Origin of the sequence: Vogesella indigofera (assembly GCF_003633895.1) — a bacterium.
Taxonomy (GTDB): Bacteria; Pseudomonadota; Gammaproteobacteria; order Burkholderiales; family Chromobacteriaceae; genus Vogesella; species Vogesella indigofera.
On record NZ_RBID01000011.1, the window covers coordinates 21,672 to 40,248 of the forward strand.

Annotated in this window: 20 protein-coding genes; 19 read left to right on the top strand and 1 reads right to left on the bottom strand. The window is 63.5% G+C overall.

What is annotated here, in order from left to right:
- Positions 1 to 59: 59 nt before the first annotated feature.
- From frr to C8E02_RS02520, 18 genes are all read left to right on the top strand, one after another.
- A complete protein-coding gene (gene frr, locus C8E02_RS02435) occupies positions 60 to 617 on the top strand; it encodes a ribosome recycling factor (protein ID WP_120809504.1) in 558 nt (185 codons plus the stop codon).
- Positions 618 to 627: 10 nt separating this feature from the next.
- Positions 628 to 1,377: a polyprenyl diphosphate synthase gene (gene uppS, locus C8E02_RS02440; RefSeq protein ID WP_120809505.1), complete on the top strand. Its 750-nt coding sequence runs from the start codon at positions 628 to 630 to the stop codon at positions 1,375 to 1,377.
- Positions 1,378 to 1,380: 3 nt separating this feature from the next.
- Entirely contained in the window at positions 1,381 to 2,184 is an 804-nt protein-coding gene (locus C8E02_RS02445) for a phosphatidate cytidylyltransferase (protein ID WP_120809506.1), read from the top strand.
- Positions 2,185 to 2,187: 3 nt separating this feature from the next.
- Entirely contained in the window at positions 2,188 to 3,369 is a 1,182-nt protein-coding gene (gene ispC / locus C8E02_RS02450) for a 1-deoxy-D-xylulose-5-phosphate reductoisomerase (protein ID WP_120809507.1), read from the top strand.
- Positions 3,369 to 4,706 carry an RIP metalloprotease RseP gene (gene rseP / locus C8E02_RS02455; RefSeq protein ID WP_120809508.1) on the top strand — a complete coding sequence of 446 codons (1,338 nt, stop codon included), beginning with the start codon at positions 3,369 to 3,371 and terminating at the stop codon, positions 4,704 to 4,706. The genes ispC and rseP overlap by 1 nt, the downstream gene beginning before the upstream one ends.
- A 13-nt stretch (positions 4,707 to 4,719) precedes the next feature.
- The gene (gene bamA / locus C8E02_RS02460) at positions 4,720 to 7,005 is read left to right on the top strand and encodes an outer membrane protein assembly factor BamA (protein WP_120809509.1); all 2,286 of its coding nucleotides are present in this window, start codon (positions 4,720 to 4,722) and stop codon (positions 7,003 to 7,005) included.
- An 18-nt stretch (positions 7,006 to 7,023) separates the two neighbouring features.
- Positions 7,024 to 7,509 carry an OmpH/Skp family outer membrane protein gene (locus C8E02_RS02465; protein ID WP_120809510.1) on the top strand — a complete coding sequence of 162 codons (486 nt, stop codon included), beginning with the start codon at positions 7,024 to 7,026 and terminating at the stop codon, positions 7,507 to 7,509.
- 54 nt (positions 7,510 to 7,563) lie between these two features.
- Complete coding sequence (lpxD, locus tag C8E02_RS02470; protein ID WP_211329137.1) at positions 7,564 to 8,607, top strand: UDP-3-O-(3-hydroxymyristoyl)glucosamine N-acyltransferase; 1,044 nt, start codon at positions 7,564 to 7,566, stop codon at positions 8,605 to 8,607.
- A 5-nt stretch (positions 8,608 to 8,612) separates the two neighbouring features.
- On the top strand, positions 8,613 to 9,083 hold the full coding sequence (gene fabZ, locus C8E02_RS02475; RefSeq protein WP_047966500.1) for a 3-hydroxyacyl-ACP dehydratase FabZ: 471 nt from the start codon (positions 8,613 to 8,615) through the stop codon (positions 9,081 to 9,083).
- Positions 9,084 to 9,085: 2 nt separating this feature from the next.
- Positions 9,086 to 9,862, top strand: coding sequence for an acyl-ACP--UDP-N-acetylglucosamine O-acyltransferase (gene lpxA, locus C8E02_RS02480; protein WP_120809512.1), 777 nt, complete (start codon positions 9,086 to 9,088; stop codon positions 9,860 to 9,862).
- Positions 9,863 to 9,864: 2 nt separating this feature from the next.
- Positions 9,865 to 11,034, top strand: a complete 1,170-nt coding sequence (gene lpxB, locus C8E02_RS02485; protein ID WP_120809513.1) for a lipid-A-disaccharide synthase — start codon at positions 9,865 to 9,867, stop codon at positions 11,032 to 11,034.
- On the top strand, positions 11,028 to 11,612 hold the full coding sequence (rnhB, locus tag C8E02_RS02490) for a ribonuclease HII (RefSeq protein ID WP_120809514.1): 585 nt from the start codon (positions 11,028 to 11,030) through the stop codon (positions 11,610 to 11,612). The genes lpxB and rnhB overlap by 7 nt, the downstream gene beginning before the upstream one ends.
- A 10-nt stretch (positions 11,613 to 11,622) precedes the next feature.
- Entirely contained in the window at positions 11,623 to 12,108 is a 486-nt protein-coding gene (locus tag C8E02_RS02495; RefSeq protein ID WP_120809515.1) for a DNA-deoxyinosine glycosylase, read from the top strand.
- A gap of 41 nt (positions 12,109 to 12,149) precedes the next feature.
- Positions 12,150 to 12,362 (top strand): hypothetical protein, encoded by a 213-nt coding sequence (locus C8E02_RS02500; RefSeq protein ID WP_047966496.1) that lies wholly within the window; start codon positions 12,150 to 12,152, stop codon positions 12,360 to 12,362.
- 74 nt (positions 12,363 to 12,436) lie between these two features.
- The gene (locus C8E02_RS02505; protein WP_120809516.1) at positions 12,437 to 13,624 is read left to right on the top strand and encodes a molybdopterin molybdotransferase MoeA; all 1,188 of its coding nucleotides are present in this window, start codon (positions 12,437 to 12,439) and stop codon (positions 13,622 to 13,624) included.
- Positions 13,621 to 13,965 carry a 2Fe-2S iron-sulfur cluster-binding protein gene (locus C8E02_RS02510; protein WP_120809517.1) on the top strand — a complete coding sequence of 115 codons (345 nt, stop codon included), beginning with the start codon at positions 13,621 to 13,623 and terminating at the stop codon, positions 13,963 to 13,965. Before C8E02_RS02505 ends, C8E02_RS02510 begins: the two co-directional genes overlap by 4 nt.
- 68 nt (positions 13,966 to 14,033) lie before the next feature.
- Positions 14,034 to 14,237, top strand: a complete 204-nt coding sequence (locus C8E02_RS02515; RefSeq protein WP_047966493.1) for a hypothetical protein — start codon at positions 14,034 to 14,036, stop codon at positions 14,235 to 14,237.
- Positions 14,234 to 14,836 carry a 3'-5' exonuclease gene (locus tag C8E02_RS02520; RefSeq protein WP_211329138.1) on the top strand — a complete coding sequence of 201 codons (603 nt, stop codon included), beginning with the start codon at positions 14,234 to 14,236 and terminating at the stop codon, positions 14,834 to 14,836. The genes C8E02_RS02515 and C8E02_RS02520 overlap by 4 nt, the downstream gene beginning before the upstream one ends.
- 158 nt (positions 14,837 to 14,994) lie before the next feature.
- On the opposite strand, the gene C8E02_RS02525 is transcribed toward C8E02_RS02520, so the two are convergent.
- Positions 14,995 to 16,692, bottom strand: a complete 1,698-nt coding sequence (locus C8E02_RS02525; RefSeq protein WP_120809518.1) for a cation:proton antiporter domain-containing protein — start codon at positions 16,690 to 16,692, stop codon at positions 14,995 to 14,997.
- Between the two features lie 677 nt (positions 16,693 to 17,369).
- On the opposite strand from C8E02_RS02525, the gene C8E02_RS02530 reads away from it, so the two are divergent.
- A complete protein-coding gene (locus C8E02_RS02530) occupies positions 17,370 to 18,572 on the top strand; it encodes a tyrosine-type recombinase/integrase (RefSeq protein ID WP_120809519.1) in 1,203 nt (400 codons plus the stop codon).
- The last annotated feature ends 5 nt before the right edge of the window (positions 18,573 to 18,577 follow it).

An 18,577-nucleotide genomic window follows, 5' to 3' on the forward strand; every position in this document is an offset into this window, starting at 1 on the left:
GGCGGAAGCGGCGTCAGCCGTTTTCCGCTTTGTTTTTTAGAGATACAACGGGAGTAATCATGATTAATGACGTGAAAAAATCGGCCGAGCACAAGATGCAAAAGACCCTCGAAACCTTCAAGGCAGACCTTGCCAAGGTGCGTACCGGTCGTGCCCATACCGGTCTGCTCGATCACGTCATGGTGGAATACTATGGCAGTGACGTGCCGGTCAACCAGGTGGCCAATGTGACGCTGATCGACGCCCGTACCATCGGCGTGCAGCCGTGGGAAAAGAACATGGCGAGCAAGATCGAAAAGGCCATTCGCGACTGTGATCTGGGCCTGAACCCGGCCAGCATGGGTGACCTGATCCGCGTGCCGATGCCGATGCTGACCGAAGAGCGTCGCCGCGACCTGATCAAGGTGGTGCGCAGCGAAGCCGAAGGCGCGCGCGTGTCGGTACGCAATGTGCGTCGCGACTCCAATAACGACTTCAAGAACCTGCTCAAGGACAAGGCGATCACCGAGGACGAAGAGCGCCGCGGCCAGGACGAAATCCAGAAGCTGACCGACAAGTATACTGCCGAGATCGACAAGGCACTGGCGACCAAAGAAGCCGAACTGCTGGCCGTATAAGGGGTATCGCTTGTTCGCGAGTTCCACGCAGGATGTGCCCGAGGTACGGCCCGTACCCCGGCATATCGCCATCATCATGGATGGCAACGGCCGCTGGGCCAAGAAGCGCTTTCTGCCGCGCGTTGCCGGCCACAAGCGCGGGCTGGAGGCGGTACGCGACACCATCAAGGCCTGTGCCGAGCTGGGCGTCGAATACCTGACCCTGTTCGCGTTTTCCACCGAAAACTGGCGCCGCCCGCCGGATGAGGTCAGCTTCCTGATGGGGTTGTTCATGACCGCGCTGGAGCGCGAGGTGGACAAGCTGCACCGCAACAACATCCGCCTGCACGTGATCGGTTCGCGCGAACGCTTCTCCGCCGAAATCGTCGAGCGCATCGAGCGGGCCGAGGCGCGCACCGCCGGCAATGCCGGGCTGGTGCTGACCATCGCCGCCGATTACGGCGGTCGCTGGGATGTGATGCAGGCCGCCAACCGGCTGCTGGCACAAGGTGCAACCCGGCTGGACGAGGCCGCCCTTGCGGCCAACCTGTCGATGGCCTACGCCCCGGAGCCGGATCTGTTCATCCGTACTGGTGGCGAGCAGCGCATCAGCAATTTCCTGTTGTGGCAGCTGGCCTATACCGAGTTGTTCTTTACCGATTTGCTGTGGCCGGATTTCGATGCGCAGGCATTGACCTCGGCGGTGGCATCGTTCCGGTCTCGTGAGCGCCGTTTCGGCCGTACCAGCGAGCAACTGCCCGAAACCCAACGCCGAGGCTGAGTCATGCTCAAGACGCGTATTCTGACGGCGCTGGTGCTGCTTCCGCTGATGCTGGCGGCGCTGTTCCTGTTCAATGGCGTGGCCTGGGCCGGTTTTTCCTGGCTGATCATCGTGCTGGCGCTGTGGGAGTTCGCCCGCATGGCCCGCCTTGATGGTGCCGTACGCTACGCCTATCTGGCGGTATCGACCATGGTGGCCGCTGGTCTGTGGCTGCAGGGCTTTGTCGCGCCGGCGGCGCTGATGGCGCTGTCGCTGCTGGTGTGGCTGCTGCTGGCGCCGTGCTGGCTGGCCAAACGTTGGCCGCTGCCCCGCGGCTGGTCGGCGATGCTGCTGGGCTGGCTGCTACTGTTTCCGGCGTGGTTTGCCTTCCTGGCATGGCGGCCGCAACCTACTGTCGCCGATGGCCTGCAGCTACTGGCGGTGATGGGACTGGTGTGGGTGGCCGACATCGCCGCCTATTTTGCCGGCAAGGCCTTTGGCAAGCACAAACTGGCACCGACGATCAGTCCCGGCAAGAGCTGGGAAGGAGTCGCCGGCGCGGTGGTCGGCGTCTCGCTGTACAGCTGGCTGGTGACACAATGGGGCTGGCTCAACGTGCCGCTGTCGCCGTTATGGCTGCTGCCGCTGGCGATCGGCCTGACCGCGGTCAGCGTGGTCGGCGACCTGCTGGAGTCCTGGTTCAAGCGCAGCGCCGGCATCAAGGATAGCAGCCAGCTGCTGCCAGGTCATGGCGGGGTGTACGACCGTATCGATAGCCTGATTGCCGTGCTGGCGGTGTCCCATGCGCTCCGTCTTTTGCTGGTCTGAATCATGAACCGTTCTCAAGGTATTACCGTACTTGGCGCCACCGGCAGCATCGGCGTCAACACCCTCGACGTGGTGGCTTGCCACCCCGGGCGTTATCACGTGGTGGCGCTGACCGCGCATCGCCAGGTCGACAAGCTGTTTGCGCAATGCTTGCAGTTCCGTCCCTTGCTGGCGGTGGTGGCCGATGCGTCGGCCGCCAGCCAGTTGCAGCAGCGGCTGCGTGACGCGGGGTGCTCGACCGAAGTGGCTTACGGCGAGGCGGCGCTGGAAGTGGCGGCGACCCTGCCGGAGGCGGACATGGTGATGGCGGCCATTGTCGGTGCCGCCGGCCTGCGGCCAACGTTGGCCGCAGCGCGGCTGGGCAAGCGCATTCTGCTGGCGAACAAGGAGTCGCTGGTGGTTGCCGGCGAGCTGTTCATGCGCACGGTGCGTGACAGTGGTGCCGAACTGCTACCGGTGGATAGCGAGCACAATGCGCTGTTCCAGGCCTTGCCGGCGGCCTATGACGGCAACCTCGACCGCAATGGCATCGAGCAGCTGATCCTGACCGCGTCCGGCGGCCCGTTCCGCCAGCGCGATGCGGCCAGCCTGCGCCACGTCACACCCGACGACGCCTGCAATCATCCGAACTGGGTGATGGGGCGCAAGATTTCCGTCGACTCCGCCACCCTGATGAACAAGGGGCTGGAGGTGATCGAGGCGCACTGGCTGTTCAATGCCCCGGCCGACCGTATCGACGTGGTGGTGCATCCGCAAAGCGTGATCCACTCCATGGTGCGCTACAAGGACGGCTCGGTATTGGCGCAGCTGGGTTCGCCCGACATGCGCACGCCGATCGCCTACGCGATGGGCTGGCCGGAGCGCATTGCCGCACCGGTGAAGGCGCTGGACTTCCTGGCCCTGTCCGGGCTGACGTTCGAGGCGCCGGACCTGCAGCGCTTCCCCTGCCTGCGGCTGGCGTTCGATGCCTTGCGCGCCGGTGGGGCTGCCTCGGCAGTGCTCAATGCCGCCAACGAGATCGCCGTCGAGGCCTTCCTGCAGCAGCGCATTGCCTTTCTCGATATTCCCGGTCTGGTGGAGCGCGCGCTGCAAACGCAGGACCTGTCCGCCTGCCACGAGCTGGAAGCCCTGCTGCAGCGTGACGCGGATACCCGTCGCCAGGTGCAGGCCTGGGTAGCCGCATAATGGCCTTGCTGGCCTTTCTGCTGGTGATCGGGGTGCTGGTCACCTTTCACGAGTTTGGCCACTATGTCGCCGCTCGCTATTGCGGGGTCAAGGTGCTGGAGTTTTCCATCGGCTTCGGCAAGCCGCTGCTGACCTGGCAGCGCGGCGAAACCAGCTGGAAGATCGGCTGGATTCCGCTGGGCGGCTTCGTGCGCATGCTCGACAGTCGCGAGGCAGCGGTGTCGGCAGCAGACTTGCCGCGCGCCTTCAACCAGCGTCCGCCGTGGCAGAAAATCCTGATTTCGATCGCCGGGCCGCTGGCCAACCTGCTGCTGGCGGTGTTGCTGTTCTTTGTGGTGATGCAGGGCGAGCAGACCCGTCTGCTGCCCTACGTCGGCAGCGTCGCGCCGCAGTCGGCGGCGGCGGCGGCCGGCGTGCTGCCCGGTGATCACATCCGGGCGGTCAACGATACCGAGATCGCCGACTGGCATGCGCTGCGTGGCGGACTCAGTGACGCCATTGCCCTCGATGGCCGCATGGTGCTGTATATCGCCCGTGACGGCGTGGACATGACGCTGGCGGTGGACTTGCCGGCATTCGGCCTGCAGCAGCTCAACGAGCAGAGCCTCGCCCGGCTCGGCTTGTCGCCGTTGCGTTACCATCTGGCGCTGGGCGAGCTGGCACCGGATGGCGCGGCGGCACGGGCCGGTCTGCGCCAGGGTGACCGTTTGCTGGGCGCGGATGGTCAGCCGCTGGCATCGTGGCCGGCGTGGGTCAGCTATGTGCAGGCCCGTCCCGGGCAGGCCATCCGCTTGCGCATCCAGCGCGACGGCCAGTTGCGCGAGGTGGTGCTGACGCCGGACAGCAGCGAGTACAACGGGCAAAAGGTTGGCCGCATCGGTGCCGGCGCGCTGCCCGATGTGGCGTGGCAGCAGAAAATCGAACAGCAGGTGACGGTGGGGGTGGGCGAGGCGTTGCAGCAGGCGCTGGCACGCACGGCTAGCCTCATGGCATCCAGTTTGCGTATGATTGGTGCGATGTTTACCGGTACGGTGGCGCTGGAAGCGCTGAGCGGGCCGCTGACCATCGCCGACTATGCCGGCAAGAGCGCCGACCTGGGGCTGGTGCCGCTGCTGGAATTCATGGCACTGATCAGTGTCAGTTTGGGGGTATTCAACCTGTTGCCGGTGCCGGTGCTGGATGGCGGGCACTTGCTGTATCATGTCGCGGAGTGGATACGCGGGCGACCGTTGCCCGATCGAGTATATGAAATCGGTCAGCGTTTGGGGATGGCTTTCATCATGACAGTCATGTTGCTGGCCCTGTTCAATGACTTCGGCCGGCTTTTTGCCGGCTAGGATTATAAAAACCATGAACAAACGCTTTCTTGTGGCGGCGCTTGCCGCCACTTTCCTGTCGCCGGTCTGGGCTGCCGACAGTTTTGTGATCAAGGATATTCGCGTTGAAGGTCTGCAGCGTACCGAGCCCGGTACCGTATTCAGCTACCTTCCGCTCAAGGTGGGGGATACCTTCACCCAGCAGCAAGCCGCCGATGCCATCAAGGCCCTGTTCGCCACTGGCTTCTTCAACGACGTGCGCATCGAGACCGAGGGCGACGTGCTGATCCTGGCGGTCAGCGAGCGTCCGGTGATCGCGCAGTTGCAGATCAATGGCGCCAAGGAATTCAGCAAGGACCAGCTGGTCAAGGCGCTGAAAGACAACGGTCTCGCCGAGTCGCGCATCTTTGATCAGGGCCTGCTGGACCAGGCGGTACAGGAACTGAAACGCCAGTATTTCAGCAAGGGCAAGTACTCGGTGGAAATCCAGCCGCAGCTGACGCGATTGGAGCGTAACCGTGTGGCGGTGACACTGGATATCGTGGAAGGCATTACCGCCAAGATCCGCGATATCCGCATCGTCGGTGCCAAGGCGTTCGAACAGGACGAGCTGCTGGAGGAAATGGCGCTAACCCCGTCGGGCTGGCTGTCGTGGCTGTCGCGTTCCGACCAGTATTCGCGTCAGCAGCTGTCTGCCGACCTAGAGAAGCTGCGTGCCTTCTACCAGAACCAGGGTTACGTCGAGTTCAATATCGAATCGACACAGGTGGCGATCAGCGCAGACAAGAAGGACATGTTCGTCACCGTCAATATCCGCGAGGGCGAGCAGTTCCGTATTGCCGATGTCCGTCTCGGCGGCGACCTGAAACTGCCGGAAGCCGAGCTGCGCAAGCTGCTGCTGGTGAAGCAGGGCGATCTGTTCAACCGTGAGCAGGTCAACGAAACCGTGACCGCGCTGTCCGACCGGCTGGGTGCGGAAGGCTATGCCTTCGCCAACGTCAACGTCGCCCCGGAAGTGGACGCTAAGACCAAACAGGTGACGCTGACCTTCTTCGTCGACCCGGGTCGTCTCACCTCGGTACGCCGCGTCAGCATCGCCGGCAACACCCGTACCCGTGACGAGGTGATCCGCCGCGAGTTACGCCAGCTGGAAAGCGCGCAGTACAACGGCGAGGGCGTCAAGCGCAGCAAGGAACGTCTGGAGCTGCTCGGCTACTTCGAAAGCGTCAATATCGAAACCCCGCCGGTGGTCGATACCCCGGACCAGGTGGATATGAACGTGACGGTGAAGGAACGCCCGACCGGCTCCATCCAGGCCGGTGTCGGTTTTGCCCAGGGTGACGGCCTGCAGTTGAGCGCCTCGGTGTCGCAGGCAAACGTGCTGGGTTCCGGCAAGTCGCTGTCGGTCAGCTTTGCCAACGGCAAGACCAACAAGAACGCGTCGATCTCGTTTACCGATCCGTACTACACCGTCGATGGCGTCAGCCTTGGCTACGACCTGTACAGCCGCAGCTACAATCCGCAAAAAGCGGACCGCGCACAGTACAGTACCAAGACCACCGGTCTGGCCGCCCGCTTCGGCGTGCCGATCACCGAGTACGATCGTATCAGCTTCAGCTTCGGCGCTGAAAACACCACGATCAAGCTGTACGAAGACAGTCCGCAGCGCTACGAGGACTTTGTCGCGCAGTATGGTGCCAGCAACATGACCCTATTGGCCTCTGCCGGCTGGTCGCGTGATACCCGTGATAGCGCCTTGTGGCCGACGCGCGGTGCCAGCATGAGCGTGTACGCCGATGCCGGTCTGCCGGGCGGCGACATCCAGTATTACCGCCTGTCGCACAACCAGACCTGGTTCTGGCCATTGTCGAAGAACTACACGCTGGCGTTGGGTGGCGAAATCGGCATGGCCAACGGCTATGGCCGGACCAGCCGCTTGCCGTTCTTCCAGAACTACTACATCGGCGGTATCGGCTCGGTGCGCGGCTACGACAACGGCAGCCTCGGCCCGCTGGACAGCAATGGCGACGCCCTGGGCGGTACCCGCAAGCTGTCCTTCTCGGCGGAACTGCTGTTCCCGTTCCCCGGCATGAAGGATAATCGCAGCCTGCGCAGCAGTGTGTTCTTCGATGGCGGCACGCTGTGGGATGACAAGGACACGTCGGTGACGGCATCCAGCGGCGCGCGCTACTCGACCGGTCTGGCACTGTCGTGGTTGTCGCCGGTGGGGCCGATGAAGTTCAGCTACGCGTTCCCGATTGGCAGCAAAGAAACCGACAAGTTGCAGCGCTTCCAGTTTACATTGGGGCAGGTTTTCTAAGGATTCAGGGTGGCAAGAATGATGCTGAAGGCAGTGCTTTGCAGTGTTGGGCTGATGCTGGCGATGCCGGCGTCGGCGGCCGACTTCAAGATGGGCTACGTCAACACCGAGCGCGTTTATCGCGAGGCGGCACCGGCGGTCAATGCCCAGAAAAAGCTGGAAAAGGAGTTCGCGGTACGCGAGGCGGATCTGAAGCGCCTGGCGGCCAAGGGCAAGGAGCTGGAAGCAGGCATCGCCCGCAACAAGGTGCCGGAAGCCGAGCGCAAGGCGATGGAGCGTGATCTGGCCGCGACCGAGCGCGAGTATGCCGCCAAGATGCGCGACTTCCGCGACGACCTGAACCAGCGCCGCAACGAGGAGTTCGCGTCGGTGCAGGAACGGGCCAATCGCATCATCAAGACCATCGCCGATCGCGAGCAGTACGACGTGATCCTGCAGGATGTGGTGTACGTCAGCCCCAGGCACGACATTACCGGCAAGGTCCTGAAAGAACTGGAAAAGTAAACCGGCACCGTCCGCCTTGTTACCTGAAGCCGACTCGCGTCGGCTTCATTTTTGATGCATACCATGAAACTATCTGCAATTGTGGCCGCCCTGGGCGGCGAGCTGCGTGGCGACGATCGCGAGATCCAGCGCCTGGCGCCGATGGATGAGGCCGGGGCGAGTGACATCACCTTCCTGGCCAATCCCAAGTATCGCAGCCAGCTGGCGTCCAGCGCAGCTGCGGCGGTGATCGTGAAGCCGGCGCTGGCGGAAGAGGCGGCCAAGGTTGGCCGCAGCCTGATCCTGGCGGCGGATCCGTACCTGTATTTTGCCAAGGTGGCGCGGCTGTTCAGCCCGCTGCCGCTGGCGCGTGGCGGCGTGCACCCGCGTGCGGTGGTGGCCGACGGCTGCCGCATCGCCGCCAGCAGCGAAGTGCGCGAGCTGGTCAGCATCGGCCGCAACGTGACTATCGGCGAGCGCTGCATCCTGCATCCCGGCGTGGTGCTCGGTGACGATGTCTGCCTCGGCGACGACGTGGTGCTCTATCCCAATGTGGTCATCTATCATGGCTGCCGTCTTGGCTCGCGGGTGATGGTGCACGCCGGCGCGGTGATCGGCGCCGACGGCTTTGGCCTCGCCTGGAACAGCGACCGCTGGTTCAAAATCCCGCAAACCGGCGTGGTGGTGATTGCCGACGACGTCGAAATCGGCGCCAATACCACTATCGACCGTGGCGCGCTGTCCGATACCGTGATCGGCGAGGGCGCCAAGCTCGACAACCAGATCCAGATTGCCCACAACGTGACGGTCGGCGCCCACACCGCGATGGCCGGTTGCGCCGCGGTGGCAGGCAGCACCCGCATCGGTGCGCGCTGCACCATCGGTGGTGCGGCACGTATCATCGGCCATCTGGAGATTGCCGACGGCACTCATGTCGGCGCTGGTACCCTGATTTCCAAATCCATCCGCAAGGCGGATGCCTACACCGCGGTCTACCCGATGGCGACGCACAAGGAGTGGCTGGCCAATGCCGCCCATGTCCGTCATCTGGACGACCTGGTGACCCGTGTCAAACAACTTGAAAAAGCGCTGAGCACAGCGCAACAGAACAAGGACTGAACAGAATGACTGAAGCCGTATCTGCCGAAAACTGCGCCGTATCGATCGATGTACGCGAGATCATGCGTTACCTGCCGCACCGTTACCCGTTCCTGCTGGTAGACCGCGTCACCGAGTTCGAGGCCAACAAGCGCATCAAGGCGCTGAAGAACGTCACCATCAACGAGCCATTCTTCATGGGCCACTTCGAGCAGTATCCGGTGATGCCGGGCGTGCTGATCATCGAGGCGCTGGCGCAGGCCGCCGGCATCCTGTCGATCCGCAGCGTTGGTGAGCGTCCGGAAAACGAGCTGTACTTCTTCGTCGGCATCGACAGCGCACGCTTCAAGCGCCAGGTGGTGCCGGGCGACCAGCTGGTGCTGGAAGTGGAACAGCTGTCGATGAAGCGCGGCATTGCCAAATACAACGCCCGTGCCCTGGTCGACGGCCAGGTGGCGTGCGAGGCGCAGATCATGTGCGCAAAACGCGAGGTCTAAGCATGGCCATTCATCCGACTGCCATCATCGCTGACGGGGCGCAGATTGCCCCCAATGTCGAAATCGGCGCATACAGCATCATCGGCGCCAATGTCAGCATCGACAGCGGCACCTGGGTCGGCCCGCACGTGGTGATCGAAGGCCATACCCGCATCGGCAAGAACAACCGCATTTTCCAGTTCTGCTCGCTGGGAGCGATGCCGCAGGACAAGAAGTACGCGGGCGAGCCGACACGGCTGGAAATCGGCGACAACAACACCATCCGCGAATTCTGCACCTTCAACATCGGCACCGCGCAGGATGGCGGCGTGACCCGCATCGGCAACGACAACTGGATCATGGCCTATGTCCATCTGGCGCACGACTGCCAGGTCGGTAACCACACCATCTTCGCCAACAACGCGACGCTGGCCGGCCACGTGCACATCGGTGACTGGGTGATTCTGGGCGGCTTCACCAGCGTGCACCAGTTCTGCCATATCGGCGCCCATGCCATGACCGCGTTCTCCAGCGCGGTGGCGCAGGACGTGCCGCCGTATGTGATGGCACACGGCAACCGTGCGGTACCGTCCGGCATCAATGCCGAGGGCCTCAAGCGCCGCGGCTTTACCGCCGAGCAGATCCGCAACATCCGCAACGCCTACAAGTCGCTGTATCGCAAGGGCTTGTCGTTTGACGAGGCCAAGGCCGAGATCACGGCGCAGGCGGCGGAAGGCCGGGACGAGCTGGCGCTGTTCGTGCAATTCTTCGACACCGCAGGCCGGGGCATCATCCGTTAACCATGACTGAAAAGCTGTTTGCCCGTCCGGCCAAGCTCAAGGTCGCCATGGTGGCTGGCGAAGCCTCCGGCGACCTGCTCGGCGCCCACCTGATGGATGCGTTGAAAGCGGCGCATCCCGACATCGCCTTCGCCGGCATCGGCGGCCCGCGCATGCTGGCGCGCGGCTTTGTCAGCCAAGTGTCGCAGGAGCGGCTGGCGGTGCGCGGTTATGTCGAGGTGTTGTCGCGCCTGCCCGAGCTGCTGCGCATCCGTCGTCGCCTGCGCGACACCCTGCTGGCGGAAAAACCGGACGTGTTCATCGGCATCGACGCGCCGGACTTCAACCTGCAGCTGGAAAAATGGCTGAAGCAGGCCGGCATCCCCACCGCGCACTATGTCAGTCCGTCGGTGTGGGCGTGGCGGCCGGAGCGGGTGGTGAAGATCGGCGAGTCGGCGGATCAGGTGCTGTGCCTGTTCCCGATGGAAAAGCCGCTGTACGACGCCGCTGGCGTCAACGCCACCTTTGTCGGCCATCCGCTGGCCGGCGAGATCGCGATGCAGCCGGACCGCGAGGCGATGCGCGACCAGCTCGGCCTGCCGCGCGACGTGCCGGTGTTTGCCTTGCTGCCGGGCAGCCGCAAGAGCGAGCTGGACTACATGGGCGGGCTGTACATCGAGACCGCGCGCCTGCTGTTGCAGCAGTTTCCCGATGCGCAATTCCTGGTACCGCTGGCGACGCGGCCAACCCTGGACCAGTTCGACCGCCTGCTGTCCGAGCACAAGGCGTGGGACCTGCCGATCCGCAAGCTGATCGGCCACGCGCAGATGGCGATGATCGCCGCCGACGTGGTGCTGGTCACCAGCGGTACCGCGACGCTGGAAGTGGCGCTGACCAAACGGCCGATGGTGATCAGCTACAAGCTGTCGTGGCTGACCTACCAGCTGGTCAAGCGCAAGCTGAAGCTGCCCTACGTCGGGCTGCCCAATATCCTCGCCAAGCGCTTCGTGGTGCCGGAGCTGCTGCAGCACGAGGCGACGCCGGCCAAGCTGGCCGCGGCGGTGGCCAACCTGTACCAGAACACCGAGGCACGCGACGAGGTGATCAGCACCTTCACCGAGCTGCATCGCTCGCTGCAGCAGGATTCGGCGCGCCTGGCGGCGCAGGCCATCCTCAAGTTGGCCGCATGCTGATCTGTGGCGTGGACGAGGCCGGGCGCGGGCCGCTGATCGGCTCGGTGTTCACCGCCGCGGTGATCCTCGATCCGGCGCGGCCGATCGCCGGCCTCGCCGACTCCAAGAAGCTGAGCGAAGCCCGGCGCGAGGCGCTGGCGCTGGAAATCAAGGACAAGGCGCTGGCCTGGCACATCGCCTTCGCCTCCGCCGCCGAGATCGACCAGCTGAACATCTTCCAGGCCACCATGCTGGCGATGGTGCGCGCCGTCGACGGCCTGGCGATCACGCCGGGCAAGGTGCTGATCGATGGCAACAAGATCCCGAAGACGCTGACGCTGCCGGCGGAAGCCATCGTCAAGGGCGACGCCAAGGTGCAGGAAATCTCCGCCGCCTCAATCCTGGCCAAGACCGCGCGCGATGCGGAAATGATCGCGCTCGACCGCCTGCATCCGCAGTATGGCTTCGCCCGCCACAAGGGCTATCCCACCGCCGAGCACCTGAAAGCCTTGCAGGAGACTGGGGTGCTGGCCGAGCACCGCCGCAGCTTTGCCCCGGTGCGCGAGGCGCTGGGGCTGGCACAGGGCAGCCTGTTCTAAGGTTGGCCGCATGCGCAAGACCAGTTTTCCGCCCGTCGTTGACGCCGATACCCGCCTGTTGATCCTCGGCTCGCTGCCGGGTGATGCCTCGCTGGCGGCGGCGCAGTACTACGCCCACCCGCGCAACCAGTTCTGGCGGCTGCTGTCGGCGCTCGGCGCGGTGGAGCTGACCGAGCTGGCCTACCCGCAGCGGCTGGCGGCACTGCAGGCGCTGGGCATCGGCTTGTGGGACGTGGTGGCCTCGGCGCAGCGCCGCGGCAGCCTCGACAGCGACATCCGCGAGGTGGCACTCAATCCGCTGACCGAGCTGCTGGCAACGCTGCCGGCGCTGCAGGCGGTGGCCTTCAACGGCAAGACCGCTGCCAAGGCGGCGCCAACCCTGGTCGCCAGCGACCTCGACATCCTGCTGCTGCCGTCGTCCAGCCCGGCGCTGACCACGCCGTTCGAGAAAAAACTTGCCGAGTGGCAAGTGCTTGGCCGATATATCCTTCAATAATCAACCCGTTGCCGTACGCGCGGCGGGCCGGGAGGAAGGTCATGAACCACTACTGCATCTGGTTTGTCAGTCCCGATGATGCCGCCACCCGTCGTGCCGAGGTGACGCTGGACGGCACCATCCACAGCCATCGCGTGCTGGAGGAGATTGAGGCGCGCATCGCGCGCGATTGCGGCCTCAGCACCATCCTGATTACCCACTGGCAGCGCTTCGAGGAACCGCCGGCGACGCTGCCGCTGGAGCGCGCCGCCTGATCCGCCAAGCGGCGGATGTCCGCCTCGCCGTGTCTGTGAGAAGATGCGGCTTTCTCTTGTTCCGGTTTCCCATCATGCAAACAGTTGACCAAACCCGTGACTGGCTGCTTTCGCGTGCCCGTGTCGTCGATGCCATCGAGCAGGTGCCGCTGCTGGACGCTGCCGGTCGCGTGCTGGCGCGCGAGCTGGTCTCGCCACTGGACGTACCACCCCATGACAACAGCGCGATGGACGGCTACGCCGTGCGCGCCGCCGATGCGGCCAACGTTTTGCCGGTCAGCCAGCGCATCCCGGCCGGCGCCGTGCCGCAGGCACTGGCCGCCGCCAGCGCGGCGCGCATCTTTACCGGCGCGGTGATCCCGCCGCAGGCCGACGCGGTGGTGATGCAGGAGCAGGCCGAGGTGCAGGCGGACGGTAGCGTGCTGTTCACCGCGCCGGTACGCATCGGGCAGAACATCCGCCGCCGCGGCGAGGACATCGCCGTCGGCCAGCTGGTGCTGGCCTGCGGCCAACGTTTGCGCGATGCCGACCTCGGCGTCGCTGCCGCCATCGGCCAGCCGCAGCTGGCGGTGTTCCGCCGCCTGAAGGTGGCGGTGTTCTTCACCGGTGACGAGCTGGTGGAGCCGGGCGAAGCAGCGCCGGCCGGCAAGATCTACAACTCCAACCGCTACTGGCTTGTGCCGGCGCTGCGCCAGCTCGGCTGCGAGGTGATTGATCTGGGTATCATCGCCGACCGGCTGGACGCCACCCGCGCCGCGCTGCGCGATGCCGCCGCGCGGGCCGACGTGGTGATGACCTGCGGCGGGGTGTCGGTGGGGGAGGAGGATCACGTCAAGGCGGCGGTAGAGGCCGAGGGCGAGCTGCAGCTGTGGAAGATCGCGATCAAGCCGGGCAAGCCGCTGGCCAGTGGCCGCATCGGCGACGCCGACTTCATCGGGCTGCCCGGCAATCCGGTGTCCGGTTACGTCACCTTTGCGGTGCTGGTGCGCGATTTCCTGCGCGCGCGCATGGGCGAGACGGTGCAAGGTTGGCCACAGCCGCGCCTGCTGCCGGCCGCCTTCGACTGGCTCAAGCCGGACCAGAAGCGCGAGGAATTCCTGCGCGTGCGCATCGTGACGCAGGACGGCCAGCAGCAGCTGCAGCGTTTCGGCAACCAGGGGTCCGGGGTGCTGACTTCCTGCGCCTGGGCCGATGGCCTGGTGCGCCTGCAGCCGGGGCAGAGCGTGCAGCCGGGTGACCTGTTGCCGGTGTATCCGCTGTGACCACGCTGCAATTCCTGCGCGACGGGCAGCCGCTGGCCGAGGTCGACGCCAGCGCCGGCGACCTGCTGATCGACGTGGCGCGTTTTCACGAGGTGCCGCTGCACTGGCGCTGCGGGCAGGGCACCTGTGGCACCTGCGCGGTGCACATCGCGCACGCCGGCCAGCCGGCCACGGTCAAGGTTGGCCGCAAGGAGCGCAACGTGCTGCTGCGCGCCGGCTTGATCGACGCCGCGCAGGCGGCGGCCGACACCTGGCCGGACACGCCGCAGACGGTGCGGCTGGCCTGTCATCTGCTGGTCACTGATGCGCCGTGGCAGGTCACGCTGCCGCAAGATAGTTAAGCCGCTGCCACCAAAGCCGCGTACAATGCGCGGCTGTTTTTATGTTGACGATTCAAGAGGATACGGCGATGGCCAAGAAAAAAGACCACGATCTGGACGACGAAACCCTAGCACTGCTGGCCTGGTGCGAAGAAGTCGAAGGCTTCCTGGTAGCCGGTGGTGCCACCCTGGCGCAGGCGCAGGAACACATCGAAGAGCAGGCCGAGTGGTTTACCGACCAGTTCTACGACGGCCTGAGCCCGGAAGAAGCCGCCAAGGCGGCGCTGGCATGATCGAACGTGTGGCCGTGATCGACTTCGAGACCACCGGCATCACGCCGGGGCGGGAAGGGCGGGCCACGGAAATCGGCATCGTGATGCTGGAGGGCGGCGTCATCGTCGACCGTTTCCAGAGCCTGATGAACGCCGGCGTGCGCGTGCCGCCGATGATCGAGCAACTGACCGGCATCAGCAACGCCATGCTGCGCGCGGCGCCGCCCGCGGCGGGCGTGATGCGCGATGCGGCCAACTTCGTCGGCACCACCCCGCTGGTGGCGCACAATGCCAGCTTCGACCGCAAGTTCTGGGATTTCGAGCTGGCGCAGTGTGGGCTGGCGCGGACGCAGGACTTTGCCTGCACCCTGTTGCTGTCGCGCCGGCTGCTGCCGCAGGCGCCGGATCACAAGCTGGGCACGCTGACGCGCTGGGCCGGGCTACCTGCCACCGGCCGCGCCCACCGCGCGCTGGCCGATGCCGAAATGGCGGCCAACCTGCTGCTGCACCTCGGCCAGACCGTGGCCCGCAGCTGTCGCCAGCCGGTGAATCACGCGCTGCTGTGCAAACTGCAGGCCGTCACCGCGGCCAAGGTGCCGCAGTTCCTGCAGCAGCACTGAGAACCTGTTCACGATCTGCTGCGACTTGATCTCAATGGGGCGATACGGTGTTGAAAACGGCTTCGGCATGCTTGTTTATCTCTGGATAAAGCCGCTTCCTCAGCCGTTTTTGCCTTGTCTTGCGTGAGCGTGCGAGATCGTGAACACGCTCTGAGTCCTCAATGCAGCACCGGCCGGAAGCGCCCGGCAATGTGCTGCGCCATGCCGTCGGCCAGCACCTGTTTTTCCAGGAATACATGGCCGCGGTGCTCGCTCTCCAGCAGCATGCCTTCCTCCTCGTTGTCAGTGCGCAGGATGACCTCGATCGCCGGATTCAGGGTGCGGGCAATCTGGATCATCTGCCGGGTCTTGAAGATGTCCGGCGCGGTCACTACCAGCATGCTGGCGCGAGCGACATGCGCCTGGATCAGCACCGCCGCCTCGGCGGCATCGCCGCATACCGCCGGAATGTGGCTGGCGCGCAGCGCTTCGATCAGCTCACGGTTCTCGTCGGCCACTACGTACGGGATCGCCAGCCGGTCGAGCTGGCTGGCGATGCGCTGCCCCACCTGACCGTAGCCCACCAGCACCACCTGGCCGCTGAGCAGCGCTTGGTCGACCGACATCGGCAGCTCGGCCAGCGGGTCGTCGCGCCGTTCCAGCTTCTGTGCCAGCGGCGAGTGCCGGCGCAGCCAGCTCTGCAGCGGGGCGATGCTGCCAAACAGCGCGGCGTTCAGCGCGATCGAGATCAGTGCGCCGGCCAGGATCAGGCTTTGCCCGGCCGCCGACAGCAGACCCAGGCTCATGCCGAGGCCGGCAAGGATGAAGGAAAACTCGCCGATCTGCGCCAAGCTGACGCCGACCGTCAGCGCGGTATTCAGCGGATAGCGGAACAGCAGTACCAGCGCGATGGCGGCAATGGTTTTGCCCAGCATGATGATGGCGACCACAGTCAGCACCTTCAGCGGCTCCTGCAGCAGGATCGCCGGGTCGAACAGCATGCCTACCGACACGAAGAACAGCACCGAAAAGGCATCGCGCAGCGGCAGCGATTCGTCGGCAGCGCGGTGGCTGAACTCCGACTCGCGCATCATCATGCCGGCAAAGAAAGCGCCCAGTGCGAACGACACGTCGAACAGCTTGGCCGAGCCCAGCGCCACACACAGCGCCGCGGCGATCACGCACAGCGTGAACAGCTCGCGCGAGCCGGTGCGCGCCACCAGCCACAGCAGCCGCGGAAACAGGCGGCGGCCGACGATCAGCATCAGCGCGATGAAGGCCGCGACCTTGGCCAGGGTGATCAGCAGTGTCATGCCCATGCCGTTGCTGGCGCCGCTTGCGGCCTCGCCGCCGAGCAGGCTGCTCAGTGGTGGCAGCAGCACCAGCACCAGCACCATGGCGAGGTCTTCGACGATCAGCCAGCCGACGGCGATGCGACCGTTGATGCTGTCCAGCACCCCCCGGTCCTCCAGTGCCCGCAGCAGCACCACGGTGCTGGCCACCGACAGGCACAAGCCGAACACCAGAGCCTCACCCGCCGGCCAGCCCCAGTACAAGGCTGTCGCCGCCCCCAGCGCGGTGGCCACCGCGATCTGCACGATGGCCCCTGGCACTGAAATGCGTTTCACCGCCATCAGGTCCGACAGCGAGAAGTGCAGGCCGACGCCGAACATCAGCAACATCACGCCTATCTCGGACAATTGACCGGCCAGCGCCACATCGGCAACAAAACCGGGCGTGGAAGGGCCGATCAGCACCCCGGCCAGCAAATAGCCGACCAGCGGCGGCATGGCCAGGCGAGTGGCGGCATAACCGAACAGCATGGCCAGGCCCAGCCCGGCGGCGATAGTGGAGATCAGGGAGATATCGTGCGGCATCGCTTTCCTTTTATGAATCGAACAGTCAATGACAAGGATCGTTAAATCCGGTGTAGTCCGGAAACGGGATGTTGACCAGCGAGGATGCGGCCATATAGGCTGGCCCGGTTTACCTAGGTTGGCTATTGATTGACTGTCTCAGTCTGACAAGTTCCTGAAATATCGTGAAATTACCGTGTTAATCATAAAAAATCGGATTTTTAGACGATTAATATCGTGATATGGCTGGTTTTAACGGTTTATGAAGATGGAGCACAAACGGGGCGGAGTGGTGGGAGCCGTGGCGACGGCTCTGGCGGTCGACGGTAAGACTTGGTGGTAGCTGGCTTGTGCCAAAGCAAGCGCAAATTATGTGGTGGAGCAGGATGGTTGCCTGTGACAAAAATCGCGCAAAACTGTGCCAAAAATAACGCGAAGTTACACGGTCATTGTGTAGCACCCACAGGTAACAGGCAAAGAAAAAAGCCATTAAAAACCAGTAATTTACTGATCTTCAATGGCTTTTGTATCCGGTGGTGGAGGCGGCGTCCACCATTGGCATGTCTATTGTTGTCTACAAAATTCCATCTTTTCTTTTATTTTACATGATGTTACGAATTTTGTTGTCCACGAAAGTCTACCGATGTACGCTTGAAGCCATCTAAAAATGGCTACCATGATGGCTACTAGGTTTCTCCATGGCACTTCTTACTGACCGCAAAGCAAAGTCCCTCAAACCGACTGATGCAGCTCTCCCACACGGTGGGATAGTCGGCCTAGCCCTTCATCCACTAAAGACTGTAGGGCATGGTCAATGGAAGTTACGCTACATCAGTCCGATTACTGGTAAGCGTCGTGCCATAGGGCTTGGCAGCTACCCCGGCATCTCTATTGCAGAGGTAACGCAAAAGGGACTCGAAGTTCGCGAGTTGCTTGCCCAAGGTAAAGATCCACTTGAACAGGCAAAGCTTGCGGCTCGCATCAAGGTACAGGTGCCTACATTTGCCGAAGCTGCCCGCTTGCTCCATGCAGAGCTCTTGCCTGGCTGGCGCAACAAAAAACACGGTTTCGACTGGATAAATAGCTTGGAAATGTATGTGTTTCCCATTATCGGCGACGTCCTTGTTAACGACTTGAAGCCCAGTCATTTTGCTGACGTACTGCGCCCAATCTGGCTGGAAAAAAAGGAAACCGCTTCACGCGTTAAACAGCGCTGCCACGCTGTGATGGGATGGACGTGGGCACATGACTTTGTTTCCGGCAACCCATTGGACGTCGTGACCAAATTACTTCCAACTCAAAAGCAAGCTGTACAACACCATCCTGCTATGCCTTGGAGAATCGCGCCATGTTTCTGGAGGGGGAGCCTTGCGAATTACCCGCGTGGAGAAACCACAAGACCCCTCTTGGGGTTCTTGATTCTGACGGCAACGCGATCAGGTGAGGCCCGTGCAACCACATGGCAAGAGATAGATCTTGCTCGTAAGATTTGGACCATCCCGGCAGAGAGGATGAAAGCTGGCGTTCAGCACCGGGTTCCTTTGAGCGCACAAGCAATTTCTATTTTGGAAGGCCAGGTTGGGTTACATGATGAAATCGTGTTTCCAAGCCCGACGGGCAAGATCCCATCGGACATGATCCTGACTGCTTTCTTGCGTCGCGAACGTGCGCCAAGCGACGCCGAGGGTCGTCCAGCCACTGCTCATGGTTTTCGCTCTAGCTTTCGAGACTGGGCAAGCGAGAACGGCTATCGCAAGGATCTGGCGGAAAGGGCTCTTGCGCACACGATAGCGAATCAGGTCGAAGCGGCTTATCACCGCACCGACTTACTGGAAGAGCGTCGATCTATGATGCAGGCTTGGGCTGACTTCTTGTCTTCCTCAACTGACGGATGTGAGTAGCAATT

Bases quoted from the DNA above. Each gene is read 5' to 3' on its own strand.
- frr (WP_120809504.1), top strand. From the start codon at position 60: ATGATTAATGACGTGAAAAAATCGGCCGAGCACAAGATGCAAAAGACC.
- C8E02_RS02445 (WP_120809506.1), top strand. From the start codon at position 1,381: ATGCTCAAGACGCGTATTCTGACGGCGCTGGTGCTGCTTCCGCTGATG.
- ispC (WP_120809507.1), top strand. From the start codon at position 2,188: ATGAACCGTTCTCAAGGTATTACCGTACTTGGCGCCACCGGCAGCATC.
- rseP (WP_120809508.1), top strand. From the start codon at position 3,369: ATGGCCTTGCTGGCCTTTCTGCTGGTGATCGGGGTGCTGGTCACCTTT.
- bamA (WP_120809509.1), top strand. From the start codon at position 4,720: ATGAACAAACGCTTTCTTGTGGCGGCGCTTGCCGCCACTTTCCTGTCG.
- C8E02_RS02465 (WP_120809510.1), top strand. From the start codon at position 7,024: ATGATGCTGAAGGCAGTGCTTTGCAGTGTTGGGCTGATGCTGGCGATG.
- lpxD (WP_211329137.1), top strand. From the start codon at position 7,564: ATGCATACCATGAAACTATCTGCAATTGTGGCCGCCCTGGGCGGCGAG.
- fabZ (WP_047966500.1), top strand. From the start codon at position 8,613: ATGACTGAAGCCGTATCTGCCGAAAACTGCGCCGTATCGATCGATGTA.
- lpxA (WP_120809512.1), top strand. From the start codon at position 9,086: ATGGCCATTCATCCGACTGCCATCATCGCTGACGGGGCGCAGATTGCC.
- lpxB (WP_120809513.1), top strand. From the start codon at position 9,865: ATGACTGAAAAGCTGTTTGCCCGTCCGGCCAAGCTCAAGGTCGCCATG.
- rnhB (WP_120809514.1), top strand. From the start codon at position 11,028: ATGCTGATCTGTGGCGTGGACGAGGCCGGGCGCGGGCCGCTGATCGGC.
- C8E02_RS02495 (WP_120809515.1), top strand. From the start codon at position 11,623: ATGCGCAAGACCAGTTTTCCGCCCGTCGTTGACGCCGATACCCGCCTG.
- C8E02_RS02500 (WP_047966496.1), top strand. From the start codon at position 12,150: ATGAACCACTACTGCATCTGGTTTGTCAGTCCCGATGATGCCGCCACC.
- C8E02_RS02505 (WP_120809516.1), top strand. From the start codon at position 12,437: ATGCAAACAGTTGACCAAACCCGTGACTGGCTGCTTTCGCGTGCCCGT.
- C8E02_RS02515 (WP_047966493.1), top strand. From the start codon at position 14,034: ATGGCCAAGAAAAAAGACCACGATCTGGACGACGAAACCCTAGCACTG.
- C8E02_RS02520 (WP_211329138.1), top strand. From the start codon at position 14,234: ATGATCGAACGTGTGGCCGTGATCGACTTCGAGACCACCGGCATCACG.
- C8E02_RS02525 (WP_120809518.1), bottom strand. From the start codon at position 16,692: ATGCCGCACGATATCTCCCTGATCTCCACTATCGCCGCCGGGCTGGGC.
- C8E02_RS02530 (WP_120809519.1), top strand. From the start codon at position 17,370: ATGGCACTTCTTACTGACCGCAAAGCAAAGTCCCTCAAACCGACTGAT.